Origin of the sequence: Bacteroides sedimenti (assembly GCF_040365225.1) — a bacterium.
GTDB classification, from domain to species: Bacteria; Bacteroidota; Bacteroidia; order Bacteroidales; family Bacteroidaceae; genus Bacteroides; species Bacteroides sedimenti.
The window spans coordinates 2503299-2519911 of sequence record NZ_AP028055.1; the positions used below are offsets into that span (position 1 = coordinate 2503299).

Sequence of the window (16613 nt, forward strand, 5' to 3'; positions counted from 1 at the left end):
GTTACTTCTTTATTTGCTTTTGTACATCATGTCAAAGATCTTGTCGAGAAATGAATCTCTTTTGTGGAGAATAACGGATTCGAACCGTTGACCCCCTGCGTGCAAGGCAGGTGCTCTAGCCAGCTGAGCTAATCCCCCGAAATCATTCAGAAGCTTTCCGCTGTGGTGCTTCCTCATTATTCGTAGTCCCAGGCAGAGTTGAACTGCCGACCTCTACATTATCAGTGTAGCGCTCTAACCAACTGAGCTATAGGACTGTCGTTCAAAACCGCCTGCCTTTCGGCCCGGCTTCTTTCTTTATCTCTTAAAATCTATATTTTAAATTAAACAATATACCGTAGTACAAGAAATCCAAACCAAGAACGGAATCGCTCCAGAAAGGAGGTGTTCCAGCCGCACCTTCCGGTACGGCTACCTTGTTACGACTTAGCCCCAGTCACCAGTTTTACCCTAGGACGCTCCTTGCGGTTACGTACTTCAGGTACCCCCGGCTCCCATGGCTTGACGGGCGGTGTGTACAAGGCCCGGGAACGTATTCACCGCGCCGTGGCTGATGCGCGATTACTAGCGAATCCAGCTTCATGGAGTCGGGTTGCAGACTCCAATCCGAACTGAGAAGGGTTTTGGAGATTAGCATCCTGTTGCCAGGTAGCGACCTTCTGTACCCTCCATTGTAACACGTGTGTAGCCCCGGACGTAAGGGCCGTGCTGATTTGACGTCATCCCCACCTTCCTCACATCTTACGACGGCAGTCTCAATAGAGTCCTCAGCATGACCTGTTAGTAACTATCGATAAGGGTTGCGCTCGTTATGGCACTTAAGCCGACACCTCACGGCACGAGCTGACGACAACCATGCAGCACCTTCACAGATGCCATTGCTGGCTATGATGTTTCCACCATATTCATCTGCAATTTAAGCCCGGGTAAGGTTCCTCGCGTATCATCGAATTAAACCACATGTTCCTCCGCTTGTGCGGGCCCCCGTCAATTCCTTTGAGTTTCACCGTTGCCGGCGTACTCCCCAGGTGGAATACTTAATGCTTTCGCTTGGCCGCTTACTGTATATCGCAAACAGCGAGTATTCATCGTTTACTGTGTGGACTACCAGGGTATCTAATCCTGTTTGATACCCACACTTTCGTGCATCAGCGTCAGTTGTACCCCGGTAAGCTGCCTTCGCAATCGGAGTTCTTCGTGATATCTAAGCATTTCACCGCTACACCACGAATTCCGCCTACCTTATGTACACTCAAGAAAAACAGTATCAACTGCAATTTTACGGTTGAGCCGCAAACTTTCACAGGCTGACTTATCTTTCCGCCTACGCACCCTTTAAACCCAATAAATCCGGATAACGCTCGGATCCTCCGTATTACCGCGGCTGCTGGCACGGAGTTAGCCGATCCTTATTCATAGCATACATACAAAAACCCACACGTGGGTCACTTTATTCTGCTATAAAAGAAGTTTACAATCCATAGGACCTTCATCCTTCACGCTACTTGGCTGGTTCAGGCTCGCGCCCATTGACCAATATTCCTCACTGCTGCCTCCCGTAGGAGTTTGGTCCGTGTCTCAGTACCAATGTGGGGGACCTTCCTCTCAGAACCCCTATCCATCGAAGACTTGGTGAGCCGTTACCTCACCAACTATCTAATGGAACGCATCCCCATCCATAACCGATAAATCTTTAACTTAATTAGGATGCCCTAATAAAGTACCATCAGGTATTAATCTTTCTTTCGAAAGGCTATCCCTGAGTTATGGGAAGGTTGGATACGTGTTACTCACCCGTGCGCCGGTCGTCAGCGGTATTGCTACCCTGCTACCCCTCGACTTGCATGTGTTAAGCCTGTAGCTAGCGTTCATCCTGAGCCAGGATCAAACTCTTCATTGTAAAAGTTTCTTTTTAATTCTGTTCAGGATTCCGATTCTTATTTTAATATCTCATCCTATAAGGAGGGATATTGACGGTTTGAATCTTTTTTACTAAAATATCTCGATTAACATCGAAACATTATAGCTCTTGTACTACTTGTATTGTTTATATCTAAATCTTTTCAAAGAACGATCAAAATTGTGCTTGATTGTTAAGCGGATGCAAAGGTAGAGGTTTTATTTCTTACCTCCAAATCTTTTCTGAATTATTTTTTTTAAATCCTTTCAGCCAAGCTTCGGAATAAAGCAACCGTTATCAGCATGTCATTTATCAAGGCTTTGTTTCTCTTGCAAAGCGGGTGCAAAAGTAGACCTTTTCAACTTACCAAACAAATTTAAAACACTCTTTTTCCTCAAAAAGTTTCAGGCAAAATGTTAATCAACTGGTTCTCAATTGTGTTATATAACATAATTTTTTCAGTGTAGGAAAATAGGGAGAACAAGGCATTACCTTATTGTATTACGCGCGCGTGAAGGGATGAGAACCGGGCGATAATATGAGAACAAGAACTAGTTTTTTATTGTGAGCGTGTGTGGGAGTTTTCGCTAAAGAACAATACAAATGGGGTTTATATTATGCGCAAATGTGGAAAGAAAGTTCAAAGTGATAGCCACCTTTACCTACGTCAAGCTTGTTATATTATGCGCACGTGTGGAAAGAAAGTTTGTCGATTATAGGCAGGAGGTAGTAATTATGGCTGTATTCTGTTCTATTCAGGAACTAAGTAAGTCTTGAGTTATCCGGTGGTATTAATAGAATAAAAGCAATGGCAAAGGATTGGGGTGGCACAATTGGCAAGGAGCAAAATGCAAAGCGGAGGTGAAATAGATGGGTTTACCAATGGTTGCTGGAAGGGACTGTTATATTTGGGCTTATTATTGGGCATGGGGAATGAAACCAAGTTAAAACATGCAGCATCTACAGAATGAGTAGAATAGAACAAGAGAGACACTTCTATTATCACAAGAAAACAAGATGAATGTTGTTTTAAAGGATACTTTTCGTAATTTTGCATACATTTCCATAAAATAATGATTGATCAAGCTACCATAGACAGAATATTAGATGCCGCTCAAATTGTCGACGTCGTTTCAGAGTTCGTCACTTTACGAAAGCGAGGGGTGAACTATGTAGGTCTTTGTCCGTTTCATAACGAGAAAACACCTTCATTCAGCGTTTCCCCATCAAAAGGTCTATGTAAATGTTTCAGCTGTGGAAAAGGCGGGAATGCTGTGCATTTCATTATGGAACATGAGCAACTTTCCTACTATGAAGCATTAAAGTTTCTCGCAAAGAAGTACAACATTGAAATAAAGGAAAGGGAACTGAGTCAGGAAGAAAAAATGGCCCAGAATAACAGGGAAAGCATGTTTATTGTCAACAACTTTGCCCGCGATTATTTTCAAGACATCTTGTTCAACCATATTGATGGAAAATCAATAGGGATGGCCTATTTCCGACAAAGAGGATTCCGCGACGATATTATAAAGAGATTTCAACTTGGTTTCAGCACAGATGCGCGTGACGCTTTGGCACAAGAAGCAACTAAAAAAGGATATAAAAAAGATTTCCTACTCAAAACAGGCCTTTGCTATGAACGTGATGACAAATCATTGAGCGACCGTTTTAGAGGCCGGGTTATATTTCCGGTACATACCCTATCAGGTAAAGTAGTTGCATTTGGTGGAAGAATATTGAATGCGGACAAAAAGATTGCGAAATATGTTAATTCGCCGGAATCAGAAATATATCACAAAAGCAGTGAGTTGTACGGTATCTATTTCGCCAAACAGGCTATTGTGAAACAGGACCGTTGTTTCCTTGTAGAAGGTTATACAGACGTAATTTCCATGCATCAGTCGGGCGTTGAAAATGTAGTATCCTCATCAGGCACATCCCTTACATCGGGACAGATCCGATTAATTCATCGTTTCACCAATAACATAACGGTGATTTACGACGGGGATATGGCAGGTATTAAAGCTTCAATCCGCGGTATTGACATGCTTTTGGAAGAAGGCATGAATATTAAAGTTGTTCTGCTACCCGACGGAGACGACCCCGATTCTTTTGCACGTAAACACAATGCAACCGATTTTCAGGCATATATTTCGGCCAATGAGGTAGATTTCATTCGCTTTAAAACAAATATCCTGATTGATGAAGCCGGGAAAGACCCAATTAAACGAGCTGAATTAATCACGGACATTGTAAAGAGCATCTCAGTAATTCCGGAGGCAATTGTCCGTTCTGTATATATTAGGGAATGCAGTCAGCTTCTGCGGGTTGAAGAAAAATTGCTGCAGATGGAAATGGGGAAATTGATCGAGAAGCAAAAGGAAAAAGCGAATAAACCGGCTGGTAATGACGTCGCTACTCCCAACATTCCGGAAGAGCTAATTCCCGACGAAGCATATCATTCGTTCATTCCTGATGAAGGTAAAGAAAACAGCGAGTTTTATAAAAATGAACGTCTAATCATGCAAATTTTGATTAGATATGGAGAAAGGATTATGTGCAACATCACTAACGAGGAAGGCGAAGAAGTTCCCATCACAGTGATAGAATATATAATCAATGATCTGAAACAAGATGAACTGAACCTGCATAATCCAATTCATAGAAGAATTCTATCAGAGGCAGGAAATCATTTCAAGGATGAAAGCTTCTGCTGTGAAAGATATTTTATTGCCCATTCAGACTCTGCCATCAGTCAACTGGCAGCAGAGCTGTCCAGCGACCGTTATCAGCTGAGCAAATATCACACAAAAGGGCAACACATCGTGACTGATGAAGAGCGTTTGCATGAACTGGTTCCAACGCTAATGACTAATTTTAAGAATGCCATTGTTGAAGAAGAGTTCAAACATATCATGCGCGCTTTACAAGATCCTGAGAATGCAAAATCCGAAGAAAATTATACCGAGATCATGAAACGATGTATCCAGGTGCAACGCATTCGTGATATTATGGCAAAAAGACTAGGAGATCGGGTTGTTCTCCCTAAATAGAACAGATTTATTTATGAGTTATAAGATTCATAAACTCCTCTCTTGTAGAAGCCTGCTTAAATCCTCCTGAAAAGTCGGAAGTTGTAGTAATTGCATTTTGTTTTTCAACTCCACGCATCTGCATACACATATGCTTTGCTTCAACAACAACCATTACACCTAATGGATTCAATGCCTGTTGAATACATTCTTTAATTTGAAGTGTCATTCGCTCCTGTACCTGTAAACGGTGAGAAAAGATATCTACTACACGGGCAATTTTGCTCAATCCGGTGATATAACCATTGGGAATATAGGCAACATGAACTTTTCCATAAAAAGGGAGCATGTGGTGTTCGCAAAGGGAAAAGAAATCAATATCCTTCACAATTACCATCTGATGATAATCTTCCTTAAATTTAGCCGAAAGTAATACTTCATTTGGATCTTCTTCATATCCTCTTGTTAATGTAAGCATTGCCTTTGCCACACGTTCCGGAGTTTTCTGCAATCCTTCACGGTTTACATCCTCTCCTAATAATTTGATAATATTCTGATAGTTTTTCTTTAATTCTTCAATCTGAAGATTTAAAGCTTCTTCTTTATTAATCATTTATAAAGGTATAATAATTTGTGTTTTAACAATAGACGCCTCCGAAAAAGCCTCAAATTGCTTCATTTTTCTCATCATGGCATATGCTTCTTCGATTGTTTTGTAATCGCCTACCTGACAGAGCCAGCGAGGAGATCTAAAAACAGTGTATACAGGCAGTTCGGGGAATAGGCCTTTTACCTGTTCTTCCATTTGGTAAGCTGCACTTTTTGAGTTGCGCGAGTCACCTCCTGCATAAACCTGAATTCGATATCCCGGTTCCTTTAAAACTTTTGTATCAGCAATATTACCTTTATTCGAATGCTTTGTCCCTATTAAAGACTCTAAACGCTTGTCCTGATGAATGGTAACCACTCCAGTACCCGGTTCCTGCCTTTCAAGGCTTTTAATAATATTGTCCTGACCATATATCTTTCCAGATGCTATAAAGCCAAGTAACAACACTATATATAAAGGTTTTATTCTCATGACTAAAAATGAATAAAAGTGGAAAAAGAGTTTTTTTCTCTTTTCCCACTTAATGGTTAATTATGCATTAAAAGCATCAATGATACCTTTGAAATCAGCAGCTTTCAATGAAGCACCACCGATAAGACCTCCGTCTACGTCCGGATTAGCGAACAATTCTTTTGCATTAGAAGCTTTACAGCTACCACCATAAAGGATAGATGTATTGTCTGCTATTTCCTGACCATATTTTTCAACGATAGTAGAACGAATATAAGCATGAATTTCCTGAGCTTGTTCAGCTGTAGCTGTTTTACCTGTGCCAATAGCCCAAACTGGTTCGTAAGCCAAAACAATTTTAGAGAAATCTTCAACTGATAAATCATACAAAGAACCAGCCAATTGAGAATAAACTACTTCATTTTGTTTTCCAGCTTCACGTTCTTCCAAAACTTCACCGATACAGAAGATAGGAGTTAATCCATTAGCTAAAGCTAATTTTACTTTTTCTTTCAGGATTTCTGCAGTTTCGTGATAGTAAGCACGGCGTTCTGAGTGACCTAGAATTACATATTTAGCACCTGTAGATGCAACCATAGCAGCTGAAACCTCACCTGTGTATGCGCCTGATTCTTTATCAGCACAGTTCTGAGCAGCAACGCCAATCATATTTGTATCGATAGCGGCAGCTACAGAAGCAAGGTGAATAAAAGGAGTACCAATAACTACATCACAGTTAGGTTTTTCCTTTGCCAAGATTTCATTCAACTCATTTGCCAATGCCATACCTTCAGCAAGGGTCATGTTCATTTTCCAGTTACCTGCAACAATGTTTTTTCTCATTTTTTTATTTATTAAAGGGTTAATTAAATTCCTTTTTTTCTTCTTATCTAAACGTTTTACAACCAGGATATCCACCCCTAACACAAATAAAAGGGGAATTACAAACCATAATACAACCAATAATATGGTATGCCTGTCATCAACATACTTAAGTTTTCCAACCTCCAGCTTATCTAGTTTACCGGAAAGAGCATACTCATCCGGTAGATTAGAATGATGCCATTTATTTAGAATGACTCCATTTTTAAGTAGTAGCAATCCCGGATTTGAACGGATAATAGTCTTTAACGTAATATCATCGGTAAAGCAAAACGGATACTCAGCTCCGGTTTTACCTCTCCATTGTTCAATCTGTGTATCACGTGAAGAGGTAAGACAATAAAAGGCATATCCATTTTCTACACTATAATCATAGATTTCATTGATTAGATCAATATCATTATCATCAGCCTTCTCAATCCGATGAGCAATCAGCAGAAAAGTATACCCCTTATCGTTGAGTATTTTTTCAGTGATATCATCCCCGGTTTTCATCTCATTAATAGAAAAATCGTGAATCGAAGGCTCATATCCTTTTTCCTTAAGTACGCTTCTTGAATCAATAAAATTCCACGTACTATCGGGATAATTCTCTAATGTAAACTCTTTCCTGACACCATTTTTCTCCAAAATAAAAAAGTTCTCATAAATGCTTCTCTTTGCATCCTTCGGGATTTCCATCTCTTTAGGAATACTAACCCCTATCTTGTAAGGTAGAAAATCCAGAATTGGCAAATTCCGGTAACAGTAGATTGAGAGGATTAGTCCAAAAGCAACTGTATACAAAGCAATCAACCACTGCATTTTCTCACTGACAAATCGTATAATCCGTTCTTTCCAGGCAAGACAAGAGAATGCAGCGACGAATAAAACAACATTCTTAAAGAAAGTCTGCCAATTGGTCAGAACCAACGCTTCACCAAAGCAGCCACAGTCAGAAACCGGATTTTTTATTGCCAGATATAACGTAAGCGGAGTCATAAAGAGCATCAACAAAAACGTCAGGATAGTGGTGCTCTTTTTACGAATTCCCAGAAAGAAAAAAACTCCCATCGAGAATTCAAAAACAGAAAGAAAAACTGCGAGTGTAAGAGGCAGAAAATCGGGTAAAGAAGAACCTATTCCGAAGGCCTTGGCATAATCTTGTATTTTATAGGTAGAGCCAAGCGGGTCTACCGCTTTCACGAATCCCGAGAAAACAAGCACTGTGCCAAGGAGAAACCGACAAAGGTTTATCCATATATCCAGTATTCTATTTTGCAGCTTCTTCGTCTCCAAATTCAATTTTAATCAGACCAAACACCGAATAATTAATCATATCCATATAATTGGCATCTATACCTTCTGATACCAACGTTTTTCCGGATAAACATTCTATCTGTTTTGTCCTGTAAATCTTCATCAGGATGAGATCTGTGTAGGAAGAGATTCTCATTGTTCTCCAAGCCTCATCATAATCATGATTTTTAGCCATCATCAGTTCTAAAGCAGATTTTGCGTACTTATCATAAAGGTTTATCGCCTCCTCTTCACTGATATCTGCAGACTCTGCATATCCTAATTCCAATTGAATAAGACCAATGATTCCATAATTCACTATTGCAATGAACTCAGATTTTATCCCTTCATCAACCAATGAGACTCCTTTTGTTTCAATAGAACGAATCCGGTTGGCTTTAATAAAAATCTGATCGGTTACAGAAGATGGTCGCAATATTCGCCATGCAGGTCCGTAATCGTGCAGTTTCTTTGAAAACAAATCACGACATAAGGCAATAACATGTTCAAATTGTTGTTTGGTATCTTTCATTTCGTTATAAATTGAGTGCAAAGTTAACAAATAATTAAGAAAAAAGAGGAAGAGGATGCTCTAAATTATATTAAAGCATCCCCTTCCTCCGAATATCATTTATAAGTTATGAGCAACGTAATACCTGGCCTGGTTTCAGTTTAGATCTTTTAGACAATCCATTCATCTGACACAGTTTGCTTACACTGACACCTCTCATCTTTGCAATTCTTGCAAGAGTGTCACCCCTGCGAACCTTATGATACTTAATAACCTTATCTGCATTACCATCAGAAGAAGCTAAAGCAGACGAACCAGTCCGATCATATTTGCCTGATCTTCTGAATGTATAAGTATCTGATACGATATCTTGGTTCGGGAAGTCAAACATTAAGGCGGGATTGATAGCAATTCCAAGGAAGCGCGTTTCAAAATGAAGGTGAGAACCAGTAGAATGTCCAGTGTTACCTCCTAAACCAATTATTTCTCCAGCCTTAACCATCTGGTCGGGATCAACTAATTGTTTGGAGAGGTGTCCGTACACTGTTTCCAGTCCGTTTGGATGACGGATTACAATATATTTACCATAACCTCTTCCTTCATATTTTACCACACGTACTTTACCGTCAAACGCAGCGCGGATTGTATCCCCGATTTCTACTTTTAAATCAAGACCATTGTGCATTCTCCTCCATCGTGGCCCGAAAGGCGAAGTAATTCTTCTGCTTGGAGTAGGCATACAAAACCCTCTCAAATCAAAGGTAAAATTTTCAGGAATAATAGTGTTTCTTCCATAAGCATGCACATACTCATTATCCCAATTAGGATACAAGCTGAAAGAAGGATAAGCAGTTTGTTCTGCTCTGATCTGCCTTTGTAACGCTAAAGAATCAACACTTTTTAATTTTCTGTCAATAGGAGCCTGACGCGCAATAAGGTCCTGAGAAAATGAACTCAGGCTTACCATTGCCGCGGCGGCTACTAACATCGTTTTAACACAAATAAAATTCATCAGTACTATTTTTCGATTAAAACTCATCGCAAGCATACAAATAGTCAAATGTTGCTTGTTTATACTCAAAGAGTTCATCGGGTTTAAAAAATCTGTTTAACTCTGCTTCTGCAGTTTCAGGTGAATCGGATGCATGAACTATATTTTCTTGGAAGCTCATGCTAAAATCACCTCTGATAGTCCCTGGAGCAGCTAATCGACCATTAGTTGGGCCAGCCAACGAACGAACCACTTGAATCGCATCTACCCCCTCGTAACAACATACGATAACAGGAGCTGTCATCATGGAATCTTTCACACGCTGAAAGAATGGTTTGTCACTCAGATGAGAATAATGCTCACTTAGGATCTTATCAGTCAGTTGAATCATCTTCATTCCTGCCAAGCGGAGACCTTTCCGCTCAAAACGTCTGGTTATTTCACCGACCAACCCTCTTTGAAGAGTGCAAGGTTTTAAAATTACCAGTGTTTTTTCCATGCAGTATAATGATTTTTTTAAATGTTCAACTCTGTTTTTTCTTCCAATATTCTCAAAGATAGCATTTTTACGGGAAGTACAACAAGCATATTAACTATTTTTTAGGATTTAACTTGAGCAATCATTAAGGAATTATTCAGGAAACCCCTATGAATAAGTAATATCAGGAGCAAACATGTTTTTCAACATACTTTTGTATTTTAACTGTATAATAAATACATTTTCAACTGATAGATGCCCAGTTTACTTTTGTTTTGCGTAAACTTTTAAGTTGCCTCCATAACACTTCATTCTCTGGTGCAGTTCCTTGAGGATCGCTCTCTACAATTTCCTGAGCAACGTTACGTACATACTGCAAAAGCTGACCATCCCGGGCTAAATCTGCAATCTTCAGATCAAATGCTATTCCACTTTGTTGGGTACCTTCAAGATCACCAGGCCCCCTGAGCTTAAGATCTGCCTCTGCTATTTCGAATCCGTCATTTGTACGAACCATTATCTCTAAACGTTTACGTGTATCTTCGGACAATTTGTAATTTGTCACCAGAATGCAGTAAGACTGGTCAGCTCCTCTACCGACTCTTCCTCGTAACTGATGTAGCTGAGAAAGTCCAAATCGTTCAGCATTTTCAATGACCATAACCGAAGCATTAGGAACATTTACCCCAACTTCAATTACTGTTGTTGCAACCATTATATGAGTATCCCCGATTACAAAGCTTTGCATCTCAGCATCTTTTTCTGCAGGCTTCATTTTACCATGTAATTTGCTAACTTTATATTGAGGAAAAGCCTCACAAACATGCAGATATCCCTCTTCGAGATTCTTTAGGTCGATTTTCTCACTCTCTTTGATAAGCGGGTAAACTATATAAATTTGTCGACCTTCAGTAATCTGCTTCCGAATGGAAGCATACAGACTCTCTCTTCTGTTATCAAACTGATGCATGGTGGCAATTGGCTTACGCCCCGGAGGAAGTTCATCAATTACCGAAACATCCAGATCACCATAAAGAGTCATCGCCAGCGTGCGAGGGATTGGAGTAGCTGTCATCACCAACACATGAGGGGGATACATACTTTTTTTCCATAATTTAGCTCTCTGAGCCACTCCAAACCTATGCTGTTCATCAATTACCACCAGACCCAGCTTGGAAAAGTTCACATTATCTTCAATAACGGCATGGGTACCTATTAATATATGTATATCACCGGTAACCAGATCACTCAGAATTTTCTCTCGTTTTTTCCCTTTGACAGAACCCGTCAACAGTTCAACCCGAACATCAAGCCCAAAAAGAAGTTCTTTTATTGTTTCCGTATGCTGGTTGGCAAGAATTTCTGTAGGTGCCATCAAACAAGCCTGATACCCATTATCAATGGCAATAAGCATACTCATTAGTGCAACTAAAGTTTTTCCACTTCCCACATCCCCTTGCAGCAACCTATTCATCTGCTTCCCGCAACCTATATCATTACGTATTTCCTTCATAACTCGTTTCTGAGCCCCGGTGAGTTCAAAAGGGAGATTATTAAAATAAAAATCATTAAACGACTTTCCCACATGTTCGAACACATACCCCCGGTACTTTTGCTGCCGTTCTTTGGAATACCTTAATATATTGAGCTGCACATAAAAGAGTTCTTCAAATTTCAACCGCAATTGGGCTTTCCGTAACAGTTCCGGATTTTTAGGAAAATGAATATTTCGCAAGGCATCCGTCAGAGACATCAGATGATTTTTCGAAATAATTGATGGGCTTAATGTTTCCGGTATTGGAGACTGAATTTGCATGAATGCAGCCTCAACCAGTTTCTGCAAAGCATTTGAGTTCAAAAAACTTCGTTTCATCCTTTCGGTAGTATTATAGTACGGCTGTAATCCCATCGACGAAAGAGTGAGATCTGCGGCATTATCAATATCGGGATGCGCTATATTGATTCGACCACCGTAAAGAGTTGGCTTACCAAATACAATATACTCCTCGCGCACCTTATATTTATTTGTGATGTATTTAATTCCCTGAAACCAAACAAGATCCACCACTCCCGTGCCATCCGAGAAATGAGCTACCAGCCTTCTTTGGCGCCCCTCACCAAAAGTTTCAAAACTCAGGATCTGTCCTTTAAGCTGAATGTATGGCATTGCGCCATCTATCTCATGCACATAATAAAGCCTGCTACGATCCACATATTTGTATGGGAAATAGTAGAGCAAATCATGGTAGGAGAATATTTCAAGCTCCTTGTTCAGAATTGAAGCCTTATTAGGCCCAACCCCCGATAAATATTTAATATCTCGAGTCGTTAAATCAAACATTCGCTAAAGCATTAGCAATTATCATATCAAACGGAGTGGTAATCTTAATATTTTCCCTGTTTCCGGGTACCAACGTCACCTTTTCACCCAATGCCTCAACGACCGAAGCATCATCAGTAAAAAGAGGAGAATATTCTTGCCTATAAGCCTGTTTTAAAAGTTCTGCAATAAAAACCTGGGGAGTCTGCACTAGTTTATAGTTATTCCGATCTACTGTTACACTCTGCTCACCATCTACCCTCCGGACAGTTTCCACGACATCAATTACTGGTATCACAGCCTTCATTTTTGAGGCTGAGTCATAACAACAGGCAATCACCTCCTGAGAAACAAACGGACGAACCCCATCGTGTACCCCAATCAAACCATCGTCATCGGCTAATAAGAGACCGTTTTTCACCGAATGAAAACGCGTTTCTCCCCCATCTGCAAGCCGATAAGGCAATTCGAAGCAATATTCACAGCATAACTGTGACCAGTAAGCCTGTTGTTCGTGGGGCAAAACAAGAATCAATATCATTTCCGGATCAAAACGATGGAAAGCTTCCAGCGTGAGCATCAATACAGGTTTACCATTAACTGGAAGAAACTGTTTTGGGATTTCTCCACCCATACGCAAGCCTCTCCCACCTGCCACGACTATTAGCTGTTTTTTCATCTTTACTCCACTTTTATTATGTTCACTCATACAAATATAGCGCCTTTGCATCAAAATTCACAATACTTTTCAACTCAATTAAAAAACAAATCTCCCACTCTTTATCCATTGCATAATGAATAATAAAGAGTGAGAGAAAGCCTTTAGGCTCAAAAACGCCTAATTTCTGACAAGCATTCCTTTTGCCAATTCAGTCATTTTATCTTTTCCAAGGAAGAAATCAACTATTTCCAGCCCAAAAGTCATTGCTGCAGCAGGTCCTTCGGCTGTAATAAAAAGCCCATCTTTCACTACAGGTTTACTACGGTCAATTTGAGCGCCTTCCAGAAATTTTTCGAATCCTGGGTAACAAGTCGCTTTCTTTCCTTTCAGCAAGCCTAAGTTTCCATAAACCAAAGGTGCAGCGCAAATAGCAGCCAAAGGTTTGTTGGATTTTGCATGTTCTAGAATAAGACTACGTAAGCCTTTATGTGCATCCAGGCCTGAGGCACCTGGCATTCCACCAGGAAGAACCAACATTGCAGCATCAGCGAAATCTGCTTTTTCAAAAGTGGTGTCTGCTACCACAGGAATGGCATGAGCTCCTTGAACTGTCTTCTCTCCAGTTACTGATACAAGTTTAGTTTTAATACCAGCACGGCGTAACACATCTGCTACAGAGATGGCTTCAATCTCTTCAAAACCTTCAGCTAAAAATAGATAAACTGTTCCCATACTTTCTCTTATTTGAGTTTAAAATAATAAGTGATTGTTCCAGTCTGATTATTCAATCCGCTCACAACATTAAAGCGAGCTTTCTTAGCAGCCTCTTCAGCAGCTCTACGCAATGCCGGATTGGTTGTATTAGTCATTTTATTAATACTTGTTCTAATTACACGACCTTCGGGATTTACGACTATTGTTATAACAACACGACCTTCTTCACGCACATTATAATTGGGACGCGGCAATCCACCCGGCCCCAACGACCGACCATCAAGATCAAATGAACCATTGCCCGAACCATTTCCTGTACCATAACCGGTTCCCGATCCAGTACCTCTTCCGGTTTCAGAATTACCTCTTGATCCGTCACCTGTTCCTGTGCCTGTTGTTCCGGCACCATTTCCACCTAAAGATTTAGCCCGTCCAAACGCACTTGAAGCCAGCCTGTTTGCCGCAGCAGCAGAAGCTTTTTCAGTTTTTGCTGTTTCATCTTCTTCTGGGAGCCGCTGAACAATTTTAATATTATCCGACTTTGCATTTTTGTTTACTCTATCGGAACTTCCTATCGGAAGAGCCTCTCCTTTAATTACAGGAGCTGCACCGGGTTTCTCTTTCGTAAATTTCCTTTGCTTTGGCTCACCTCCTCCTTTTTTTGCAGCTTCTCCATATTTTTTTTCAGGTTTTTCTGCGGGAAGTGGTTTTTCCAGTGTAGAAATTGTGGAAACCTCGACAACTACTTCTTTCGTTTTAGGAGCCGCAATCTCACCTAATTTCATCAGACTAAAACCGGCCAGCACAACAACAAGAGTAATAAAGAGCGACTGATTATATCGTCTAGGAGATTCAAGACGAATCTGGTAAGCCCCATATTCCTTATTTTTATTCTGGAATATGATATCACACCATTCTCTAGAAGTTAAATTATTCTTTGCCATTTCAACACTTTTTAATCTCCTGCCAATAAGCAGCAAGTATTTACAAATCTCAACGAAGGCAATCTTTATATGCCCGAATTGTTTTTTCCAATCCCAGATAAAGAGCATCACTAATCAGAGCGTGCCCTATAGAAACTTCATCAAGCCATGGAATATTTTTATAAAGATAATTGAGATTCTGCAAATTCAAATCATGTCCGGCATTCAATCCCAGCCCTAAGCGGCGAGCCGTTTTTGCAGCCTCTATAAAGGGAGCAATTGCCAACTCCGGTTCTTTTGGGAAAAGAGTAGCATATGGCTCTGTATAGAGTTCTACCCGGTCCGCACCAGCTTTGGCGGCATATTCCACCATTTCATTATCTGCAGCCACAAATACCGATGTACGTATTCCGGCTTTTGCAAATAAATCGAGCACTTCTGTAAGAAATTCCAGATTTCTTTTAGTATCCCATCCAGCATTAGAGGTGATTTGGGAAGGTTCATCTGGCACCAAGGTCACCTGATGCGGTTTAACCTGTAAAACCAACTCGATAAATTCAGGAGAAGGATATCCCTCAATATTGAACTCCGTTCTCAACAATGGACGCATCTCATATACGTCGGCACGGCGGATATGTCTTTCATCTGGCCGCGGATGAACAGTTATTCCATCAGCTCCAAAAGATTCACAGTCTAACGCTACTTTCGTCACATTTGGAGTATCCCCTCCTCTTGCGTTACGAATAGTTGCCACTTTGTTGATGTTTACACTTAGCTTTGTCATAATTACTTTTTATATAAGAGAATCCACTCTGCTATTTTCCTGTAATGAATGAAAAAAAATAGCTTTGCATAGTTACAAAATAAAAAAGATTCCCCAAATTTGCATTTAGCGGTACTAACTGCAAAAGTAATAGGATTTACCGAATACAGAGCATTTTGTATCCAAAAGAATCATAAAAAGTAACTACTTTAAAATACGGTATAATGAAATTCGCAATTTTTGGAAACTGCTTTCAGGCAAAAAAATCGCTACACGCCGAGAACTTGTTTACTATACTAAGACAACATGGAGCAGAAATCTATGTAGACTGGGAGTTTTATGAGTTTCTGACTAATGACCTTAACTTTACTCCAAAAGTAAGTGGTTTAATTGGGAATGACGATTTTAAAGCAGATATGGTTATCAGCATTGGCGGTGACGGTACCTTTCTTAAAGCTGCCAGCCGAGTTGGAAGAAAAAACATCCCAATACTTGGAATCAATACAGGAAGATTAGGATTCCTGGCAGATATCTCTCCTGAAGAGATGGGTGCTACGTTTGATGAAATCCATAAAGGACAATATAAGATTGAGGACAGAAGTGTTCTGGAGTTAGTCAGTACGCTGAATGAGATAAAAGGATACCCCTTTGCCTTGAACGAGATTGCCATTCTTAAACGAGATAGTTCATCCATGATTTCCATTCACACATCAATAAATGGAGCTTATCTAAATACCTACCAGGCGGATGGACTGGTAATTTCTACCCCTACTGGTTCAACCGCTTATTCTCTTAGCGTTGGAGGCCCAATTATCGTACCTCACTCAAACACCATAGCTATTACCCCTGTTGCGCCACACAGTCTCAACATTCGTCCAATTGTGATTAGGGACGACTGGAAACTAACCCTTGATGTGGAAAGCCGCAGCCATAATTTTCTGGTAGCAATTGACGGGCGAAGTGAATCATGTAGCGAAGACTGCCAACTGACCATCCGAAAAGCAGACTATACTACTAAGGTTGTAAAACGATACAACCATGTCTTCTTTGACACCCTCCGCACAAAAATGATGTGGGGAATTGATAACAGGTCCAAGTAG

The 16613-nt window shown here is 40.3% G+C and carries 14 protein-coding genes, 2 tRNA genes and 1 rRNA gene; 3 read left to right on the top strand and 14 right to left on the bottom strand.

Going from position 1 to position 16613, the window contains the following annotated elements:
- Nucleotides 1-64: 64 nt before the first annotated feature.
- The 3 genes from ABWU87_RS09855 to ABWU87_RS09865 all read right to left on the bottom strand — a co-directional run bounded on the left by ABWU87_RS09855 (nt 65) and on the right by ABWU87_RS09865 (nt 1900).
- Nucleotides 65-138: transfer RNA gene (locus ABWU87_RS09855), tRNA-Ala, on the bottom strand.
- Nucleotides 139-183: 45 nt separating this feature from the next.
- Nucleotides 184-257 (bottom strand) — tRNA-Ile (locus tag ABWU87_RS09860).
- Nucleotides 258-377: 120 nt separating this feature from the next.
- Nucleotides 378-1900: ribosomal RNA gene (locus tag ABWU87_RS09865) — 16S ribosomal RNA — on the bottom strand.
- Between the two features lie 603 nt (nt 1901-2503).
- Here ABWU87_RS09865 and ABWU87_RS09870 point away from each other — a divergent pair.
- Both ABWU87_RS09870 and dnaG read left to right on the top strand, forming a co-directional pair.
- Nucleotides 2504-2677, top strand: coding sequence for a hypothetical protein (locus tag ABWU87_RS09870; RefSeq protein WP_353330321.1), 174 nt, complete (start codon nt 2504-2506; stop codon nt 2675-2677).
- Nucleotides 2678-2973: 296 nt separating this feature from the next.
- The gene (gene dnaG / locus ABWU87_RS09875) at nt 2974-4953 is read left to right on the top strand and encodes a DNA primase (protein ID WP_353330324.1); all 1980 of its coding nucleotides are present in this window, start codon (nt 2974-2976) and stop codon (nt 4951-4953) included.
- A gap of 7 nt (nt 4954-4960) precedes the next feature.
- Here the strand turns inward: dnaG and folE are convergent, their stop codons facing one another.
- From folE to ABWU87_RS09930, 11 genes are all read right to left on the bottom strand, one after another.
- Entirely contained in the window at nt 4961-5545 is a 585-nt protein-coding gene (folE, locus tag ABWU87_RS09880) for a GTP cyclohydrolase I FolE (RefSeq protein WP_353330326.1), read from the bottom strand.
- Nucleotides 5546-6007, bottom strand: coding sequence for an SPOR domain-containing protein (locus ABWU87_RS09885; RefSeq protein WP_353334449.1), 462 nt, complete (start codon nt 6005-6007; stop codon nt 5546-5548).
- A 66-nt stretch (nt 6008-6073) separates the two neighbouring features.
- Nucleotides 6074-8152: a BT_3928 family protein gene (locus tag ABWU87_RS09890; RefSeq protein ID WP_353330328.1), complete on the bottom strand. Its 2079-nt coding sequence runs from the start codon at nt 8150-8152 to the stop codon at nt 6074-6076.
- Nucleotides 8127-8684 carry a DUF1599 domain-containing protein gene (locus ABWU87_RS09895; RefSeq protein ID WP_353330330.1) on the bottom strand — a complete coding sequence of 186 codons (558 nt, stop codon included), beginning with the start codon at nt 8682-8684 and terminating at the stop codon, nt 8127-8129. Before ABWU87_RS09895 ends, ABWU87_RS09890 begins: the two co-directional genes overlap by 26 nt.
- Nucleotides 8685-8790: 106 nt before the next feature.
- Nucleotides 8791-9675, bottom strand: coding sequence for a M23 family metallopeptidase (locus ABWU87_RS09900; protein WP_353330332.1), 885 nt, complete (start codon nt 9673-9675; stop codon nt 8791-8793).
- A 16-nt stretch (nt 9676-9691) separates the two neighbouring features.
- A complete protein-coding gene (gene ndk, locus ABWU87_RS09905; protein WP_353330334.1) occupies nt 9692-10153 on the bottom strand; it encodes a nucleoside-diphosphate kinase in 462 nt (153 codons plus the stop codon).
- Nucleotides 10154-10376: 223 nt separating this feature from the next.
- On the bottom strand, nt 10377-12473 hold the full coding sequence (recG, locus tag ABWU87_RS09910; protein WP_353330336.1) for an ATP-dependent DNA helicase RecG: 2097 nt from the start codon (nt 12471-12473) through the stop codon (nt 10377-10379).
- A complete protein-coding gene (locus ABWU87_RS09915; protein ID WP_353330338.1) occupies nt 12466-13131 on the bottom strand; it encodes a 2-C-methyl-D-erythritol 4-phosphate cytidylyltransferase in 666 nt (221 codons plus the stop codon). The genes recG and ABWU87_RS09915 overlap by 8 nt, the downstream gene beginning before the upstream one ends.
- A gap of 159 nt (nt 13132-13290) precedes the next feature.
- Nucleotides 13291-13845, bottom strand: coding sequence for a DJ-1 family glyoxalase III (locus tag ABWU87_RS09920; RefSeq protein WP_353330340.1), 555 nt, complete (start codon nt 13843-13845; stop codon nt 13291-13293).
- A gap of 8 nt (nt 13846-13853) precedes the next feature.
- On the bottom strand, nt 13854-14771 hold the full coding sequence (locus tag ABWU87_RS09925; RefSeq protein WP_353330342.1) for a TonB family protein: 918 nt from the start codon (nt 14769-14771) through the stop codon (nt 13854-13856).
- A gap of 49 nt (nt 14772-14820) precedes the next feature.
- Nucleotides 14821-15534: a pyridoxine 5'-phosphate synthase gene (locus ABWU87_RS09930; protein ID WP_353330344.1), complete on the bottom strand. Its 714-nt coding sequence runs from the start codon at nt 15532-15534 to the stop codon at nt 14821-14823.
- Nucleotides 15535-15737: 203 nt separating this feature from the next.
- Here ABWU87_RS09930 and ABWU87_RS09935 point away from each other — a divergent pair, with 203 nt between their 5' ends.
- A complete protein-coding gene (locus ABWU87_RS09935; RefSeq protein ID WP_353330346.1) occupies nt 15738-16613 on the top strand; it encodes an NAD kinase in 876 nt (291 codons plus the stop codon).

Bases quoted from the DNA above. Each gene is read 5' to 3' on its own strand.
- ABWU87_RS09870 (WP_353330321.1), top strand. From the start codon at position 2,504: ATGGGGTTTATATTATGCGCAAATGTGGAAAGAAAGTTCAAAGTGATA.
- dnaG (WP_353330324.1), top strand. From the start codon at position 2,974: ATGATTGATCAAGCTACCATAGACAGAATATTAGATGCCGCTCAAATT.
- folE (WP_353330326.1), bottom strand. From the start codon at position 5,545: ATGATTAATAAAGAAGAAGCTTTAAATCTTCAGATTGAAGAATTAAAG.
- ABWU87_RS09895 (WP_353330330.1), bottom strand. From the start codon at position 8,684: ATGAAAGATACCAAACAACAATTTGAACATGTTATTGCCTTATGTCGT.
- ABWU87_RS09900 (WP_353330332.1), bottom strand. From the start codon at position 9,675: ATGAATTTTATTTGTGTTAAAACGATGTTAGTAGCCGCCGCGGCAATG.
- ndk (WP_353330334.1), bottom strand. From the start codon at position 10,153: ATGGAAAAAACACTGGTAATTTTAAAACCTTGCACTCTTCAAAGAGGG.
- recG (WP_353330336.1), bottom strand. From the start codon at position 12,473: ATGTTTGATTTAACGACTCGAGATATTAAATATTTATCGGGGGTTGGG.
- ABWU87_RS09915 (WP_353330338.1), bottom strand. From the start codon at position 13,131: ATGAAAAAACAGCTAATAGTCGTGGCAGGTGGGAGAGGCTTGCGTATG.
- ABWU87_RS09920 (WP_353330340.1), bottom strand. From the start codon at position 13,845: ATGGGAACAGTTTATCTATTTTTAGCTGAAGGTTTTGAAGAGATTGAA.
- ABWU87_RS09925 (WP_353330342.1), bottom strand. From the start codon at position 14,771: ATGGCAAAGAATAATTTAACTTCTAGAGAATGGTGTGATATCATATTC.
- ABWU87_RS09930 (WP_353330344.1), bottom strand. From the start codon at position 15,534: ATGACAAAGCTAAGTGTAAACATCAACAAAGTGGCAACTATTCGTAAC.
- ABWU87_RS09935 (WP_353330346.1), top strand. From the start codon at position 15,738: ATGAAATTCGCAATTTTTGGAAACTGCTTTCAGGCAAAAAAATCGCTA.